The following is a 16763-nucleotide window of genomic DNA, read 5'->3' on the forward strand; positions in this document are numbered from 1 at the left end:
CACGGAGAAACGTATGAAATTAATCACAGCAATTATCAAGCCCTTCAAGCTTGACGAAGTGCGTGAAGCGCTATCAGAAGTAGGCGTCTCAGGCATTACCGTTACTGAAGTTAAAGGCTTTGGTCGACAAAAGGGCCACACCGAGTTGTATCGCGGTGCTGAGTATGTAGTTGATTTTTTGCCTAAGGTAAAAGTTGAAGCAGCAGTGGATGACGGTATCGTTGAACGCGCTGTTGAAGCGATTGAGAAATCAGCTAAGACTGGCAAGATCGGTGACGGAAAGATTTTTGTTTCGTCAATTGAACAAGTAATTCGCATTCGTACCGGTGAAACCGGTCAGTCTGCCCTTTAAGCGAGGTTAAAAATGACACATTGGATTAAACGTCTACTCGCAGCAGGTGCAGCAGCTGTCGCTCTAGGTTCATTTACGATGGCCGTTTCTTCACCAGCTTTTGCTGCTGAAGAAGCTAAGCCAGCCGTAACTGCTCCTGCAGCAGCTGCAGCCAGTGCTGCACCAGCAGCTCCTGCTGCTCCAGCCCCTGTTGCCAATAAAGGTGACACAGCTTGGATCATGATTTGTACAGCATTAGTTATTCTCATGACACTTCCAGGTTTGGGTCTTTTCTACGGTGGTTTGGTGCGTAGTAAAAACATGCTCTCTGTATTGATGCAATGTATGGTGATCTTTTCATTGGTTTCCGTATTGTGGGCTGTTTATGGCTACAGTATTGCCTTCACACCAGGCGGAGCGTTCTTCGGCGGATTTGATCGTCTCTTCTTAGCTGGTTTAACACCTGAATCAATGGGTGCTACTTTCAGCAAAGGCGTTGTGATTCCTGAATTTGCATTCTTCTCATTCCAAGGTGCTTTTGCAACCATTACTTGCTGCTTGATTATTGGTGCATTTGCTGAGCGCGCTAAGTTTTCTGCTGTATTAGCATTTATTGTTCTTTGGTTCACATTTAGCTATCTTCCAATCGCTCATATGGTTTGGTTCTGGCCTGGTCCTGATGCATATACAGATGCAGCAGCGGCAGAAGCAGCAACAGCAGCTTCGGGTTGGTTGTTCCAAATGGGTGCTTTAGACTTTGCTGGCGGTACAGTCGTTCACATCAATGCTGCGGTTGCAGGCTTGGTGGGTGCTTTTGTAATCGGCAAGCGTCTTGGTTTCGGCAAAGAAGCCATGAAGCCACACAGCTTAACTTTAACCATGGTTGGTGCTTCATTATTGTGGTTTGGTTGGTTTGGTTTTAACGCTGGTTCAGCCCTAGAAGCATCAGGTGGTTCAGCAATGGCTTTTGCTAATACATTCTTAGCAACGTCTGCTGCAGTTCTTACTTGGACTTTAGGTGAATGGATTGGTAAAGGTAAGCCATCTATGTTGGGTGCAGCATCAGGCGCAGTTGCTGGCTTGGTGGCAGTTACTCCAGCCGCTGGTTTTGTGGGCCCAATGGGCGCCATCATCATCGGTTTGATCTCTGGCTTCTTATGCTTGTGGGGTGTGACTGGTTTGAAGCGCATTCTTGGTGCAGACGACAGCTTGGACGTATTTGGTGTTCACGGTGTTGGCGGTATCGTTGGTGCTTTATTAACAGGCGTATTTGCTGCCCCAGCTTTGGGTGGTACAGGTATCTATGATTATGTCGCTAATGCGGTATCAGCTGACTACTCTATCGTAGGACAAGTATGGATCCAAGCTAAGGCTGTATTAACCACAATCGTTTGGTCTGGCGTTGTTTCAGTCATTGCCTACAAACTAGTAGATTTGGTTATTGGCTTACGTGTGCCAGAAGACGAAGAGCGTGAAGGTTTGGATATCACGTCTCACGGTGAAACTGCATACGAAGGCTAAAAAAGTGTTGTTCGTAAATCTGTGTGAAATGTAATGTGGAATAACCCCTAATCTGAGAGGTTTAGGGGATTTAGAGAGCGGATTCTGAATAAGAACCCGCTCTTTTTTTATCTGTCTTAAAATGGGGCATGGTACCTCATTTGATAACAGCCCTTAATGGCCCTTTGCTTGAACTTGAGCGTAAGGTTTTAGAAGCCACACCTGCCATTGAAAGATGGTTCAGGATGGAATGGCAAGAGCATACGCCGCCTTTTTACTGCTCGGTGGATCTGCGTAATGCAGGCTTTAAGCTGGCGCCAGTCGACACCAATTTATTCCCAGGTGGATTTAATAATTTATCTGCGGAAATGCTTCCATTAGCAGTTCAAGCTGCAATGGCTGCTATTGAAAAGATTTGCCCTGATGCAAAAAACTTACTTTTAATACCTGAGCGACATACGCGAAATGTGTTTTATTTACAAAATATTGCTCGCCTCTCATCCATTCTGAGGCAAACAGGATTGAATGTTCGTTTAGGCTCTCTATCTGAAGAGATAACTAAGCCAACTCCAATTGATCTTCCTGATGGTCAACGACTTATTTTGGAGCCTTTGGTCAGGTTGGGAATTAAAGGTCGACGCTTGGGGTTGAAGGATTTTGATCCGTGTACGATTCTTCTAAATAATGATCTCTCAGGTGGCGTGCCTGAAATTTTAGAAAATTTATACGAACAATATGTGCTGCCACCGCTGCACTCAGGTTGGGGTGTTCGTCGGAAGTCCAATCACTTTGACGCTTACGATGATGTTGCGAAAAAATTTGCAAAAGTGATCGATATTGATCCATGGATGATTAATCCCTATTTTACAAAATGCTCTGGAATCAATTTTCATGAAAGAATTGGAGAGCAAGATTTGCAGGATGCAGTTGATAGCATTTTGAAGAAAACGGCTCGCAAATATCGTGAGTACGGTATTAAAGAAAAGCCTTATGTAATTGTTAAAGCTGATGCCGGCACTTACGGCATGGGCATCATGACAGTGAAAGACGCCAGTGAAGTAAAAGATCTTAATCGCAAAGAGCGAAATAAGATGAGCGTTATTAAGGAGGGCTTAGAAGTCTCCGACGTTCTAGTTCAAGAAGGTGTTTATACATTCGAAAAAATCAATGAGGCTGTATCAGAGCCCGTTGTTTATATGATGGATCGCTATGTTGTTGGTGGCTTCTATCGAGTTCACACCGGGCGTGGCGTGGATGAGAACCTAAATTCTCCAGGTATGCATTTTGTACCTCTTGCTTTTGACCATAATGCGATTCCGGATGTTGGTGCAAAACCTGGCGTTGCAGTACCTAATCGCTTCTACTTATATGGCGTTGTTGCAAGACTAGCTTTATTGGCAGCATCGCTCGAGCTTGAAAGAACTGATCCAGAAGCAGAAGGTTGATTATGAAATTTCTTTTTATAGCGGATCCACTTCAAGGATTTTCAGTAAAAAAAGAAACCACCTTGGTCATGATGGATGCTGCACATGCAGCCGGGCATGAAGTTTGGCATTGCCGTATTGATGACTTGAAAAGTATTTCTGGACAGATTAAAAGTCACTGCCAAAAACTCAGCATCAAGCGAAATGAACCTAATTGGTTTGAGGTGTTGAAAGCGGAGCTTTGTGAGTTATCTCATTTTGATTTTGTGATCATGAGAAAAGACCCGCCTTTTGATATGAACTATGTAACCGCAACATGGTTTTTATCAGAGGCTGTTCGCCAGGGAGTTAGAGTTCTAAACGCACCTGAAGCGCTAAGGAATCATTCTGAAAAATTAGCTCTTCTGGAGTTTATGGAGTTTGCGCCACCGACCATCATCAGCCATCAGTTAGTTGATATTAAGGCGTTTCATGAGCAGCACCAAGACATCATTATTAAACCTTTAGATGGTATGGGTGGCATGGGGATATTTAGGGTTAAGGCGGATGGTCTTAACTTAGGTAGCATTGTTGAAACTCTAGGAAATCTGGGTGAACGAGCATTGATGGTTCAGAAATTTATTCCTGAGATTGCTAAAGGGGATAAGCGAGTTTTAGTTATTGGTGGAGAGCCGGTGCCTTACTCCTTGGCACGAATTCCTCAAGGTGGTGAGGTGAGAGGTAATCTTGCTGCTGGTGGGAAGGGTATTGCCCAGGCATTAACACCCAAAGAGCTAAAAATCGCTAATTATTTGGGGCCTATATTGGCAAAACGAGGCCTGCATCTTGTAGGTTTAGATTTCATTGGGGACTATCTCACTGAAATAAACGTAACCAGCCCCACTTGTTTTGTTGAAATTACAGAGCAAACAGGTCATGATGTAGCTAAACAATGGCTGCAAAATTTAGAAAATACATTTAAATAAAATGGCTGGAATTTTAATTATTGCTCATGCCCCTTTAGCTTCTGCGCTGAAGGAGTTTGTGCGTCATGTTTATAGTGAGGTGCCTGACCGATTGGTGGCGCTCGATGTGATGGCGCACGAAGACTCCAAGCTAACATTGGATAAAGCAAGGCAAGCTGCCAAAACAATTCGTTCTGAGAACGGGCTTTTGATATTGACAGACATCATGGGCGCCACACCTGCCAACGTTGCAAGTCGATTAGCGCATCTCCCTGAGTTCAAAGGGATGGTCAGAGTATTGGCTGGAGTAAATTTACCTATGCTGATGCGCGCCATTTCTTATCGGGCAGAATCAATTGATTCTGTGATGCAAAAAGCAATGCATGGTGGGCAGCAAGGCATTATTCCGATTGGTCATATAGCCGCTGCATCAGATGAGCAGTTAACAGAAAAAATGGTTAGCAAGGATTAATCATGCCGAGTGAAGAGATTACGATCATTAATAAATTGGGTTTACATGCCCGAGCATCAGCCAAGTTGACCCAATTAGCGGGCGAGTTCCCATGTGAGATTTTTATATCCAAAGGTGGTCGTCGCGTCAATGCAAAAAGCATCATGGGTGTCATGATGCTAGCTGCGGGTATGGGTAGCTCTATTACGCTCGAAACTTCGGGTGAGAAAGATCAAGAAGCATTTGATGCCCTTAAAAATCTTATTAATGACAAATTTGGTGAGGGGCAGTAATTGTCGTTCACACTTCATGGCGTTCCTGTAACCAATGGTATAGCGATTGGTAGAGCTCTACGTATTGCTCCATCAGCGATGGATGTTAAGCATTACTTAGTGCCTGCAGGATCTGAAAAAGATGAAGAAAAAAGACTTTTAAATGCTTTCGAGGTTGTTCGAGTTGAGCTAAAAGCGATCAGAGCAGGTCTTCCTGATGCTGCGCCTGAAGAGATGGCTGCTTTTTTGGATGTTCATGCCATGATTTTGGCTGATCCAACCCTGACCGAAAAACCATTGGAGTTAATTCAACATAGACGATACAACGCGGAGTGGGCGCTAGCGACACAGCTTGAAGATTTGTTAGAGCAGTTCGCAGAAATTGAAGACGAGTATCTACGAGAGCGTGCCACGGATATTAGGCAGGTTGTTGAGCGTGTTATGAAAGTTCTTCATCATGGCGACGATCATCAAACACTTAACTCTTTTTATAAAAGCATTTCAGATACTGATCGCTTAAATGAAGTAATTGTTGTAGCTCATGATATTGCCCCGCCAGACATGATGCGCTTCAAAGATATCGCTCTTGGGGGCTTCATTACAGATTTAGGCGGCAGAACATCTCATACAGCCATTGTTGCAAGAAGTTTAGATATACCTGCTGCGGTTGGCGTTCGCCGAGCTAGTGAGTTGATTCACCAAGATGATTGGTTAATTATTGATGGTGATCGCGGCATTGTGATTGTTGATCCTAGCCCATTAATTCTTGAAGAGTATCGCCACCTTCAATCGCAAAGAAAATTAGAAAAGAAAAAGCTCTTAAGGTTAAAGCACACGCCTACGGTGACGATGGATGGTGTTGCAGTTGATTTAATGGCTAACGTTGAAATGCCGGATGATGCAGGTTTGGCGCTTGACTCTGGAGCTGTTGGAATTGGTTTATTCCGATCCGAATTCCTTTTTATGAATCGAAAAGGCAAGATGCCCGATGAAGACGAGCAATTTGGGGCTTATAGACAAACAGTAGAGGCCATGAAGGGTTTGCCCGTTACTATCAGAACCATTGATATCGGAGCAGATAAGCCGTTGGATGTCGACGAGGATGGTCGTTCCGCATATTTGTCGCCATTGGGATTAAGGGCTATTCGTTGGTCTTTGTCGGAGCCGGATATGTTCTTAATTCAGATTAGAGCTATCCTGAGGGCATCTATTTTTGGGCAGATGAAAATCTTGATCCCAATGCTGGCTCATGCTCAAGAGATTGATCAAACATTAGCTTTAATTGAAACGGCCAAAAAACAATTAGAAGATCAAGGTGTTTTATTTGATCCAAATATTAAAGTGGGCGCCATGATTGAAATACCCGCTGCAGCTTTAGCCTTGCCCCTTTTTATTAAGCGTTTGGATTTTCTATCAATTGGTACCAATGACTTAATTCAATATACATTGGCAATCGATCGCGCAGATAATGCCGTTGCACATTTGTATGACCCCATGCATCCCGCTGTATTGAGGCTAATTGCTGGTGTTATTCGTGATGCTAAAGCAGTCAATATGCCCGTCTCTGTTTGTGGTGAGATGGCGGGAGAGTCATCGATGACTAGAGTGTTATTGGGTATGGGTTTAACGGATTTTTCTTTGCACTTCAATCAGCTGCTTACTGTTAAGAAAGAGGTTCTGCGTGCTGATGTGGGTAGTTTAAAAGTCGCTGTTGATCAATTGCTATCGGCAATCGAGCCGGATGAATTACAGAGCGCACTTAATAAAATTAACTCTTTATAGAGCAAACGGGGCAGTTATCTCTTTTAGAGACTTTAATTTCTTGCATCTCAGTTGAGCGTGCGTCCCACAAAAGTAATCTTCCTGTTAGTGGCTCCCCAATATGCATAATCAACTGTAATGCTTGAGCTGCTTGCATAGCACCAATGATGCCGACTAATGGTGAAAAAACACCCATCGTAGAGCATTGAACTTCATCAAAAATTTGTTCCGGTGGAAATAAACAGGCATAGCAAGGGGCGTTGGTTTTGCTTGAGTCTAATACGGTTACTTGACCATCAAATTTAATAGCAGAACCACTGACTAGCGGTACTCCGTGTTTGACGCACATTTTGTTGACTAACTGTCGGGTGGTGAAGTTATCACTGCAATCTAAGACGACGGTTGTGTCTTGAAGAAGATTATCAAGCAACTTTTCATCTGCTTTTTCTTGTATCGCTTTGACAGCTAAATTCGGATTTAGTTTTTCTAGCATGTTTTTGCCAGATAAAACTTTAGCCTGTCCGATGGATTCTTGTTGATGCATGATTTGACGTTGCAGATTGGTTAGATCAACTGTGTCATGGTCAATGAGCGTTATTTTTTGTACGCCAGCCACAGCAAGGTATGGCGCTGCAGCAGAGCCAAGGCCGCCGGCACCTATGATGACAACATGGGCAGCCAAGATTTTTTCTTGGCCTTCAATGCCGATGTCATCTAAAAGAATATGACGAGAGTAGCGAAGAAGATCTTGATCATCCATGCGCCATCACCAGATTACTCAAGGCGGGATTTAGAGCGTTTGATAGATTGGCCTTTTAAATATGCTGCCGCTTGAGTCAACATAAAGTCTTCTGTAGAGCCAAATTCAGGAGGACGTTTTTTTCGATCCTTCTCTTTTTCCTCTGGAGTCTTTTTAGCATTTAGATCTTCAATGCGCTGCAACTCTTCTAATCGACGTTTTTCGCGATCGCTGATAAGTTTTTCTTCAGACGCCTGTTTATTTTTTAAATGTTTTTCGCTATCAATTTCACGAGTGATAAGAACATCATCAGGATCGCCTTCGGCATTTTGATCCACAGGGATATCAGGCTTAACACCAAATGCTTGAATTGATTTTCCAGAAGGCGTGTAGTAGTAAGCAGTTGTTAGCTTTAATGCAGAGTCAGCCGTTAATGGTCGAACGGTTTGAACTGACCCCTTGCCGAAAGTTGTCTTACCGATGATCGTGGCGCGTTTGTGATCTTGTAAAGCACCCGCAACAATTTCTGATGCCGATGCAGAGAAAGCATTCACCATGACAACCATAGGCACTTTTTTGAAAATGGCTGGAAGCTCTGCTAATGCATCTGTATTTTCAGATAGTCTGTAGTTGTTAAAGTTGGCATTGAATAATTGTTTGGCATCTTCAGACTGTCCCTTGGTTGAAACAACAAGAGCATCATTTTGTAAGAATGCTGCAGATACGCCAACTGCTCCTTGCAGTAAACCGCCGCCATTGTTTCTCAGATCAAGGACTACACCTTTAATTTGAGGGGTTTTTGCGTAGAGTTCATTTAGCTTCTTCGCTAAATCAGGAATTGTTCTTTCTTGAAAGCTGGTAATTCGAACATAAGCAATGCCATCATCTAAGAATTTAGTTTTAACGGATTGAACTTTAATTTCAGCGCGAGTGATGGTGACTGGGAATGTTCTATCTTCACTCTTTCTAAAAATGGTGATGGTGATTTTTGTTCCAGGTTCACCACGCATGCGTCGCACGGATTGATCAAGCGTCATGCCGCGAACAGGTTTGTCATCCAGTCGGGTAATGAGATCGCCTGGCTGAAGGCCAGCTCTTGCTGCAGGAGTATCTTCAATTGGATTTAAAACCTTCACTAATCCATCTTCAGATGTGATTTCAATGCCAAGACCGGCAAATTTACCTTGTGTATGTTCTTGCATTTCTGCAAAGTCTTTTTTATCCAAGAAAGACGAGTGCGGATCTAAACCGCTCACCATTCCTTTAATTGCATCTGTTAGCAACCTTTTATCTTCAACGGGTTCAACATAATCTCGCTTAATTTGTCCGAAGACATTCGATAAATTTCTTAGTTCATCCAGCGGAAGGTTGGATGAGCCTTGCTGAGCTGTTGCAGATAGCTGAAGAGTTAAGGCAACTCCAGCAATCAGACCGGTGCAAACAAGGGCAATACTCTTTAGTGAGCGATACATGGTTTATTTTTCTAGGTAAAAATGTTTAATTGGTTTAAGGTTGTCATCCAGCTCATAAACAAGCGGAACGCCGTTGGGGATATTAATTTCCATAATGTCAGCGTCTGACACATCGTCCAAATACTTCACTAATGAGCGAATACTGTTACCGTGAGCTGCAATAAGCACACGTTTACCAGCTCGAAGCGCCGGTGCAATTGACTCTTCCCAAAGTGGAATAACACGTGCCACATTGTCCTTAAGGCACTCACCGAGAGGAATTTCTTCACGTTTTAGCTTGGCATAACGTGGGTCATTAAATGATGTTCTTGGGTCAGTTGGCTCAAGTAATGGCGGCCTCACATCGTAAGACCTTCTCCAAATATGAACTTGTTCGTCACCGTATTTAGCAGCGGTTTCAGTCTTGTTAAGACCTGCTAGAGCACCATAGTGGCGCTCATTGAGGCGCCAACTGTGAACAACGGGTAGCCAGAGTCTATCCATCGCTTCTTGAGTGTGCCAGAGTGTTCTGATCGCCCTTTTCAGCACAGAAGTGTAAGCAATGTCAAAATCATAGCCTGCAGCCTTTAAACTCTCGCCGGCTTGGGTGGCTTGTTGGATGCCAGTAGGCGTCAAATCAACGTCTACCCAGCCTGTAAAGCGGTTTTCTAGGTTCCATTGGGATTCGCCATGGCGAATAAGTACGAGTTGTTTCATATTCACATTCTATAATTTACTAATGGACTTCATTACAAATACAAATAACCTTTTGCTTTTAGCCACCTTGTTGACTTCAGGTGTTGCTTTAGCCTTACCCCAGATCTTGGGTCGTCTTAACAAGCAGCTTCTTAGCGTACACACAGCCATTCAGTGGGTCAACCAAAGAAATGCGCAAATTGTCGATATCCGCACAGATCAAGAGTACAAAACTGGGCATATCGCCAACTCAAAACATTTGCCTTTGGCTGAGCTGGATGGGGGTATTCCAAAACTACGTTTAGATGCCCGCAAGCCTGTTATTTTAGTTTGTTTAAGTGGATCTAGAGCAAATACGGCTGCTAGAAAGTTTAAAAAAGCTGGATTTGATGAGGTTGCCTGCATGGAAGGCGGGGTTTCTGCCTGGAATCAGGCGGGTTTACCGTTAGTTAAATAACTCAAATCGACGCTTTTAGGAGTAAAAAATGGCAAAAATTACGATGTATAGCACTCAAGTCTGTCCTTATTGTGTGATGGCAGAGCGACTTTTAACGTCAAAGGGTGTTGTGATTAATGAAAAGATCTTAGTTGACAAGGATCCGGCTAAAAGAGATGAGATGATTGCCAAAACTGGCAGACGTACTGTTCCTCAAATTTTTATTGAGGAAACTCATGTAGGGGGTTTTGATGATCTTGCGGCACTCGATCGTGCTGGTAAGCTAGACCCATTATTAGGTAAATAAATAGGAAAATCATGACAGAAGCTGCAGCCAATAGCGCACAAGATAGCGCACCAAGTTTTCAAATTCAACGTGTTTATCTTAAGGACATGTCCTTAGAGCAACCCAATGCCCCAGAAATTCTTTTGGTTCAAGCTGAGCCAAAGTTGGAAGTTCAAGTTGATATCCAAGCCAATCAATTGGATGAGAATAATTTTCACGTGACTTTAGTTGGAACAGTAACAACTCGTATTGAAGAGAAAGTTCTCTTCTTGGTTGAGGCGCATCAGTCAGGTATTTTTGAAATGCGTCATATGCCAGCAGAACAACTTGATCCAATGCTAGGTATTGCATGCCCAACTATTTTGTTTCCATACTTAAGATCTAATATTGCTGACATGATCAGTCGTGCTGGTTTCCAGCCTATTCATTTGGCTGAGATTAATTTCCACTCGCTATATGAGCAACGTTTAGCTCAAGCAGCTGGTACCCCAGCCTCAAACGACAGCGGTATTATTTTGCCAAACTAAGATGAAAGTCATTTTTCTTGGGGCAGGTGCATGGGGTACAGCAATGGCGATGCACGCCTCCAAGAATCCTCTTCAATTGGATGTTGGTTTATGGAGCCGTTCTGCTGAGCAAGCCAAAGAGATGCAGACAAGCAAGCTGAATCAAAAATACTTAAAAGATATCCGTTTGCCTGACTCTCTCAAAGTGTCAGGAAGTTGGAGCGACCTATTTGCTGATGCTGCTGAAGAAGATTTGGTGGTGATTTCAACCCCAGTTTCTGGCCTAAAAGAAGTTGTTCATGCCCTTTTGGCTTTGCCTGTATGTCCCAAAAATTGGGTTTGGCTTTGCAAGGGTTTAGAGCCAGAAACCTCACTGATGCCTCATCAGGTTGTTGAGCGCGAATTAAAAGCAGCCAAGTCCGAAGGTAGAGAAATTCAGTTGGCGGTTTTATCGGGGCCTAGTTTTGCTAGTGAAGTAGCGAAAGGCATGCCTTGCGCTTTAACTGTAGCGAGCCGCTCTGAGTATTTGGTGGCATGCGTTCAGCGAGTGTTTCATTACGGCAATATGAGAATTTATGGCAGCGATGACGTCGTCGGTGTGGAGTTGGGCGGAGCCATCAAAAATGTTTTAGCCATTGCTACAGGCATTGGTGATGGTTTGGGGCTTGGTTTAAATGCTCGTGCTGCTCTACTAACCCGAGGACTCAACGAAATGATGCGCTTGATCACTGCGATGGGTGGCAAGCCTGAAACAGCCATGGGTTTAACAGGCGTTGGCGATTTAATTTTGACTGCAACCGGCGATTTGTCACGTAACCGACAAGTTGGTTTGCAGTTAGCCTCAGGTAAAACATTATCGGAAGTATTGGCTTCGTTGGGTCATGTTGCTGAGGGAGTGCGTTGTGCGCAAGCCGTGAATGATTTGGCGATTGCTAAAAAAGTTGAAATGCCAATTACTCAAATGGTTTGTCAGGTTTTATTTGAGCACCTCAATCTGCCAGATGCCGTCAAATTATTGATGGGTCGAGATGCCAAGCCTGAAAATAGATTGTTGAATTAATCTCCGCCTTTAAAATCCATTTGACGCCAGGCTTCGTACACCATCACAGCTACTGCGTTTGATAGATTAAGGCTACGACTATTAGCTCTCATTGGTAAGCGCAATGCGCGTTCCGGTAAAAAATAATCTCTGATATTTTGAGCAAGCCCTTTTGTTTCTGAGCCAAAAATCAAATAATCATTCTCTAAGAACTGACAATTAGCTAATTGCGCTCGCCCTTTGGTGGTGATTGCAAACATCCGATCTTTAGAGGGTTTTTCGGATTCTAAAAAAGCGTCCCAGCTTTTATGAACTTTCATCTGCGCGTATTCGTGATAATCCAAGCCAGCACGCTTCATTCGCGAATCTTCTAAAGGAAACCCTAAAGGTTCGATCAAGTGAAGTTGAGCGCCCGTATTGGCGCACAAGCGAATGATATTTCCAGTATTGGGTGGTATTTCAGGTTCAACAAGAACAACGTTAATCATAAATTTATAGGGGAGTTCGAAGAATGACCCAATTATGAACACTTTGCGCGCCAAAATCTTTTAAAACTTGTGCCATGGTATTTAAGGTGGCACCTGTGGTCATGACATCATCAATGATTAATATATTTTTATTGTTGATATGGTCTAGTTTTTTGGGGTTTACTCTAAATGTATTGATTAGCCTGATCAACCTTTCTTCCCTATTGGCATGAGATTGATCCCCCTCGATGTGGTTGCGTCCCAGTATGAATGGGTCAGCATTCATTCGATAACGTTTTGAAAATAGTTTGCATAATTCCCATGCTTGATTAAAGCCTCTTTGGTGAAGCTTGTGAGTGCTTAATGGAACAGGAATCATCCACTCAATAGGTGATTGAATCGGTGACGTATCTTTAAACATGGATTGCCATGTATCAGCAAAGCATGCAGCTAAAGCAATTTTTCCATGGTACTTGTAATCATGAAGTGACTCTGTGAGCAGCCCTCCATAACTATCAAGGCATAAGGTGCTATTGAATGCCGGAGGATGACTTTGGCACGAGTCGCAAATGTCTTGCTTGCTCAGGCAGGGAATAGCACATTGTTGGCAACGATGAGTGCGCTTATATTTGAGTAGGTTTAAGCACTTATCGCAAATGCTATTTAGTTGAAATTCCTTGCAGCCAATACAGGATGTAGGAAGAAGAAATTTCATGGGATGCTGAGTATACTGAGCCCCTATGTCCACTTTGCCAACAATGACTTCTTCAATCCCGAATTGGTTATCTCTTGAGATAGCTCAAAGAATGGAGGAGAAATTGTCGATTGTTAGGTTAAGCCCTCAACACATTTTTCACTCGGGATGTTTGCAGCCAAAGATCATTTATAGGCGTTTCCCTAATGCAAGAAATTACTCCTCCAATCTAAGTGTTCAAAGATCACCCTTAACAAACTTAATTTCTCAGATCTTAAAGCGACCAACATTGAAGTTTGTGTCGCTCGATGATGTTGTATGCCAGCATGCCATAGATTTGGTTTGGTCTAACTTAGAGCTTCAGCATCATTCAAGCCCTGAAGAGTTGATCAAGGCATGGGAAAGATTGCTGAAACCAGAATCACTTTTGATGTTCAGTTATTTAGGTCCTGATACGGCAAAAGAATTGCGCACAATGGGATGCTTGGATCATGCATTGCCAAGCACTTGGGATATGCACGATGTCGGTGATGCGCTATCTCAATCTGGATTTGCTGAGCCTGTGATGGATATGGAATACATCACCTTGGAATACGATAACGCTGAATTGTTGTTTAAAGATGCCGTTGAATTGGGATTTGGGGTGAGTGAGCAAATCAATGGTTTGGGCGTTGATGGATTTACAAACCCATTGCAACTGACATTAGAGGTGGTCTATGGCCATGCCTGGACTCCGAAGCAGCGCTTGTCTAGGTCGACAATGGGAGTGGCTACTATCGATATAGACCAAATTGTTAGGCAAAAAACATAGGTAAGCAAGCGCTCACATACAGCGTTATATAATTTGTTGTGTCATAAGTCCTGTAAAAATCAGTAATTTATTGCGTTAGATCAAATTCACCAAATATAATCATGCAAGTTCGAGCATGCCTTTTGTGCACTTCAGATACAAGAATTTAATTAACGGAAAATAAGATGAAACAACCCACATCATTAGCCGGTTTGGCACTAGGCTTTATTGGCTTACTGCACAGCAACTTAGTATTAGCTATTAATGACATGCCTGGCGGTCCTTCACGCTTTCAGTTGAATCTTCAAACACCTGCAACTAAGGTGGCAGAAGAAGTTGCTGTTTTGCATTGGATGATGTTAGCTATTTGTTTAGTGATATTTGTTGCAGTTTTTGGCGTGATGTTTTACTCCATCTACAAACACCGTAAGTCACTAGGTCACAAATCAGCGAGTTTCCATGAAAGCACAACTGTTGAGATTATTTGGACAGTAGTGCCATTGTTAATTGTTATTGGTATGGCATTGCCAGCAACAAAGACTGTTGTTGCTATGAAAGATACAACTAATGCAGACTTGACCATTAAAGTAACTGGTTATCAATGGAAGTGGGGCTACGACTATATTAAAGGCGAGGGTGAAGGTATTTCATTCATGCAGACTTTAACAACAACACGTGAGCAAATTAACAATCAAGCAGAAAAGAGCGATACCTACTTGATGGAAGTTGATAACGAGATGGTTGTACCCGTTGGTAAAAAGATCCGTATGGTGACAACAGCTAATGATGTAATTCACTCTTGGACTATTCCGGCATTTGGCGTTAAGCAAGATGCTATTCCTGGTTTCGTTCGTGATACATGGTTCCGTGCTGAGAAGGTTGGAACATATCGTGGTCAATGTTCTGAGTTGTGCGGTAAAGAGCACGCATTCATGCCAATCGTTGTAAAAGTGGTAACTGATGCTGAGTACACTACTTGGGCTGCAGAGAAAAAACAACAGATGGCTGCCTTAGCGGATGATCCTGCTAAGACATACACAATGGATGAGCTTAAGCAACGTGGTGAAAAAGTTTATGCGGCCAACTGCGCTGCTTGTCACCAACCAAATGGTCAAGGCGCCGGAGCTTTCCCTGCATTGGTCGGTTCAAAGGTTGTAACTGGGCCTAAAGACGGTCAATACAAAATACTTTTAAATGGCAAAAATGCAATGCCTAAGTGGTCTCATTTGAATGATGTTGAACTAGCAGCGGTGATGACTTACACACGCAATGCGTGGGGTAATAAAACTGGTGAGTTGATTCAGCCAAAAGATTTCACAACTGCACGTGCAGCTAAATAATTAATTAAGAAACTATACATACTAGGTAATTGGAGTAAATATGAGCACAGTAAGCCACGCACACGATCATCATGATGATCACGCACACGACCATCCACATGGATGGCGTCGTTGGTTATACGCTACAAACCATAAAGATATTGGTACTCTGTACTTAATCTTCTCTTTCGTCAGCTTAATGGCTGGTGGCGTGATGGCTCTTTTAATCCGTTTGGAATTGTTCCAACCGGGTTTGCAGTTCATTCGTCCGGAACTATTTAACCAATTAACAACCTTGCACGGTTTGGTGATGGTTTTCGGCGCGATCATGCCGGCCTTCGTAGGCTTTGCTAACTACATGATTCCAATGCAGGTGGGCGCCTCAGATATGGCGTTTGCTCGTATGAATAACTTTAGTTTCTGGATCATGCCAGTAGCAGCAAGCTTGCTGTTATCTTCTTTCTTTGTGCCAGGCGGCGCAACAGCAGCTGGTTGGACTTTGTATGCTCCGTTATCTGTTCAGATGGGCCCTGGTATGGACATGGCTATTTTCGCCATCCATTTAATGGGTGCTTCATCCATCATGGGTTCAATCAACATTATCGTAACTATTCTTAACATGCGCGCTCCTGGCATGACTTTGATGAAGATGCCAATGTTCTGCTGGACTTGGTTAATTACTGCTTACTTATTGATTGCTGTTATGCCTGTTTTGGCTGGCGCGATCACGATGGTTCTAACAGATCGTCATTTCGGTACAAGCTTCTTCTCAGCGGCTGGTGGTGGTGATCCAGTTATGTATCAACATATTTTCTGGTTCTTTGGACACCCAGAGGTTTACATCATGATCTTGCCAGCGTTCGGCATCATCAGCGAAGTGATTCCTACATTTGCTCGTAAACGTTTATTCGGTTACAGCTCAATGGTTTATGCAACTGGATCGATTGCGATCTTGTCATTCATCGTTTGGGCTCACCACATGTTTGCAACAGGTATGCCAGTAACTGGCCAGCTGTTCTTCATGTACGCAACAATGTTGATTGCTGTTCCAACAGGCGTAAAAATCTTTAACTGGGTTGCAACAATGTGGAAAGGTTCAATGACCTTTGAAACACCAATGTTGTGGTCTATTGGTTTTATCTTCGTTTTCACGATGGGTGGCTTTACTGGTTTGATCCTTGCTGTTGCTCCAATTGACATCATGGTTCAAGACACCTACTACGTTGTAGCTCACTTCCACTACGTTTTAGTTGCTGGTTCATTATTTGCTTTGTATGCAGGCTTCTACTACTGGGCACCAAAATGGACTGGTTTCATGGTGAATGAATTCCGTGGCAAGGTCCACTTCTGGGGTTCAATGATTTTCTTTAACCTAACATTCTTCCCAATGCACTTCTTGGGTTTAGCAGGTATGCCACGTCGTTATGCTGACTATCCAGTTCAGTTTGCTGACTTCAACGCAGTAGCCTCTATTGGTGGTTTAGGTTTTGGTTTGATGCAGGTTTATTTCTTGTTATGGGTTGTATTGCCAACTTACCGTGGTGGTAAGAAAGCAGAAGCCCAAGCTTGGGAAGGCGCGGAAGGCTTGGAGTGGACACTCCCATCTCCTGCACCATTCCATACTTTTGAAACTCCACCGACAGTTAAGTAATCGGTT

The 16763-nt window shown here is 43.3% G+C and carries 19 protein-coding genes; 14 read left to right on the top strand and 5 right to left on the bottom strand.

Annotation, left to right across the window (positions count from 1 at the left end; translation table 11 throughout):
- Nucleotides 1-13: 13 nt before the first annotated feature.
- The 7 genes from ICN28_RS06415 to ptsP all read left to right on the top strand — a co-directional run bounded on the left by ICN28_RS06415 (nt 14) and on the right by ptsP (nt 6704).
- Nucleotides 14-352 carry a P-II family nitrogen regulator gene (locus ICN28_RS06415; RefSeq protein WP_216287178.1) on the top strand — a complete coding sequence of 113 codons (339 nt, stop codon included), beginning with the start codon at nt 14-16 and terminating at the stop codon, nt 350-352.
- Nucleotides 353-364: 12 nt separating this feature from the next.
- Nucleotides 365-1852 (top strand): ammonium transporter, encoded by a 1488-nt coding sequence (locus ICN28_RS06420; protein ID WP_216287179.1) that lies wholly within the window; start codon nt 365-367, stop codon nt 1850-1852.
- A 128-nt stretch (nt 1853-1980) separates the two neighbouring features.
- A complete protein-coding gene (gshA, locus tag ICN28_RS06425) occupies nt 1981-3276 on the top strand; it encodes a glutamate--cysteine ligase (protein WP_216287181.1) in 1296 nt (431 codons plus the stop codon).
- A gap of 2 nt (nt 3277-3278) precedes the next feature.
- The gene (gene gshB, locus ICN28_RS06430; RefSeq protein WP_216287184.1) at nt 3279-4220 is read left to right on the top strand and encodes a glutathione synthase; all 942 of its coding nucleotides are present in this window, start codon (nt 3279-3281) and stop codon (nt 4218-4220) included.
- A 1-nt stretch (nt 4221) separates the two neighbouring features.
- A complete protein-coding gene (locus ICN28_RS06435; protein WP_216287186.1) occupies nt 4222-4671 on the top strand; it encodes a PTS sugar transporter subunit IIA in 450 nt (149 codons plus the stop codon).
- A gap of 2 nt (nt 4672-4673) precedes the next feature.
- Nucleotides 4674-4943, top strand: coding sequence for an HPr family phosphocarrier protein (locus tag ICN28_RS06440; RefSeq protein ID WP_216287188.1), 270 nt, complete (start codon nt 4674-4676; stop codon nt 4941-4943).
- A complete protein-coding gene (gene ptsP, locus ICN28_RS06445) occupies nt 4944-6704 on the top strand; it encodes a phosphoenolpyruvate--protein phosphotransferase (RefSeq protein WP_216287190.1) in 1761 nt (586 codons plus the stop codon).
- Here the strand turns inward: ptsP and ICN28_RS06450 are convergent.
- Genes ICN28_RS06450 through gpmA form a run of 3 tightly spaced genes read right to left on the bottom strand, consistent with a single transcriptional unit; the run spans nt 6691 to nt 9590 of the window.
- Entirely contained in the window at nt 6691-7443 is a 753-nt protein-coding gene (locus tag ICN28_RS06450; RefSeq protein ID WP_216287192.1) for a molybdopterin-synthase adenylyltransferase MoeB, read from the bottom strand. The genes ptsP and ICN28_RS06450 overlap by 14 nt on opposite strands.
- Nucleotides 7444-7457: 14 nt before the next feature.
- On the bottom strand, nt 7458-8894 hold the full coding sequence (locus tag ICN28_RS06455; RefSeq protein ID WP_216287194.1) for a S41 family peptidase: 1437 nt from the start codon (nt 8892-8894) through the stop codon (nt 7458-7460).
- 3 nt (nt 8895-8897) lie between these two features.
- A complete protein-coding gene (gene gpmA, locus ICN28_RS06460; protein WP_216287196.1) occupies nt 8898-9590 on the bottom strand; it encodes a 2,3-diphosphoglycerate-dependent phosphoglycerate mutase in 693 nt (230 codons plus the stop codon).
- A 22-nt stretch (nt 9591-9612) separates the two neighbouring features.
- Between gpmA and ICN28_RS06465 the strand changes: the two genes are divergently transcribed.
- The 4 genes from ICN28_RS06465 to ICN28_RS06480 are packed head-to-tail and all read left to right on the top strand — an operon-like array spanning nt 9613 to nt 11857.
- Nucleotides 9613-10026, top strand: a complete 414-nt coding sequence (locus tag ICN28_RS06465; RefSeq protein ID WP_216287198.1) for a rhodanese-like domain-containing protein — start codon at nt 9613-9615, stop codon at nt 10024-10026.
- A gap of 28 nt (nt 10027-10054) precedes the next feature.
- Complete coding sequence (grxC, locus tag ICN28_RS06470) at nt 10055-10312, top strand: glutaredoxin 3 (protein WP_216287200.1); 258 nt, start codon at nt 10055-10057, stop codon at nt 10310-10312.
- A gap of 11 nt (nt 10313-10323) precedes the next feature.
- Nucleotides 10324-10818 carry a protein-export chaperone SecB gene (secB, locus tag ICN28_RS06475; protein ID WP_216287202.1) on the top strand — a complete coding sequence of 165 codons (495 nt, stop codon included), beginning with the start codon at nt 10324-10326 and terminating at the stop codon, nt 10816-10818.
- 1 nt (nt 10819) lies between these two features.
- The gene (locus ICN28_RS06480) at nt 10820-11857 is read left to right on the top strand and encodes an NAD(P)H-dependent glycerol-3-phosphate dehydrogenase (protein ID WP_216287204.1); all 1038 of its coding nucleotides are present in this window, start codon (nt 10820-10822) and stop codon (nt 11855-11857) included.
- On the opposite strand, the gene trmL is transcribed toward ICN28_RS06480, so the two are convergent.
- Complete coding sequence (trmL, locus tag ICN28_RS06485; protein ID WP_216287206.1) at nt 11854-12324, bottom strand: tRNA (uridine(34)/cytosine(34)/5-carboxymethylaminomethyluridine(34)-2'-O)-methyltransferase TrmL; 471 nt, start codon at nt 12322-12324, stop codon at nt 11854-11856. The two genes, ICN28_RS06480 and trmL, sit on opposite strands and share 4 nt — an antisense overlap.
- 4 nt (nt 12325-12328) lie before the next feature.
- Nucleotides 12329-13018 (bottom strand): ComF family protein, encoded by a 690-nt coding sequence (locus ICN28_RS06490; RefSeq protein ID WP_216287208.1) that lies wholly within the window; start codon nt 13016-13018, stop codon nt 12329-12331.
- A 25-nt stretch (nt 13019-13043) separates the two neighbouring features.
- Here ICN28_RS06490 and ICN28_RS06495 point away from each other — a divergent pair, with 25 nt between their 5' ends.
- The 3 genes from ICN28_RS06495 to ctaD all read left to right on the top strand — a co-directional run bounded on the left by ICN28_RS06495 (nt 13044) and on the right by ctaD (nt 16757).
- A complete protein-coding gene (locus tag ICN28_RS06495) occupies nt 13044-13808 on the top strand; it encodes a class I SAM-dependent methyltransferase (RefSeq protein WP_216287210.1) in 765 nt (254 codons plus the stop codon).
- Nucleotides 13809-13972: 164 nt separating this feature from the next.
- Complete coding sequence (gene coxB, locus ICN28_RS06500; protein ID WP_370626466.1) at nt 13973-15127, top strand: cytochrome c oxidase subunit II; 1155 nt, start codon at nt 13973-13975, stop codon at nt 15125-15127.
- Between the two features lie 40 nt (nt 15128-15167).
- Nucleotides 15168-16757 (top strand): cytochrome c oxidase subunit I, encoded by a 1590-nt coding sequence (gene ctaD, locus ICN28_RS06505; protein ID WP_216287212.1) that lies wholly within the window; start codon nt 15168-15170, stop codon nt 16755-16757.
- Nucleotides 16758-16763 lie beyond the last annotated feature (6 nt).

Source organism: Polynucleobacter sp. 30F-ANTBAC (assembly GCF_018882385.1).
In the GTDB taxonomy this organism is placed as follows: domain Bacteria; phylum Pseudomonadota; class Gammaproteobacteria; order Burkholderiales; family Burkholderiaceae; genus Polynucleobacter.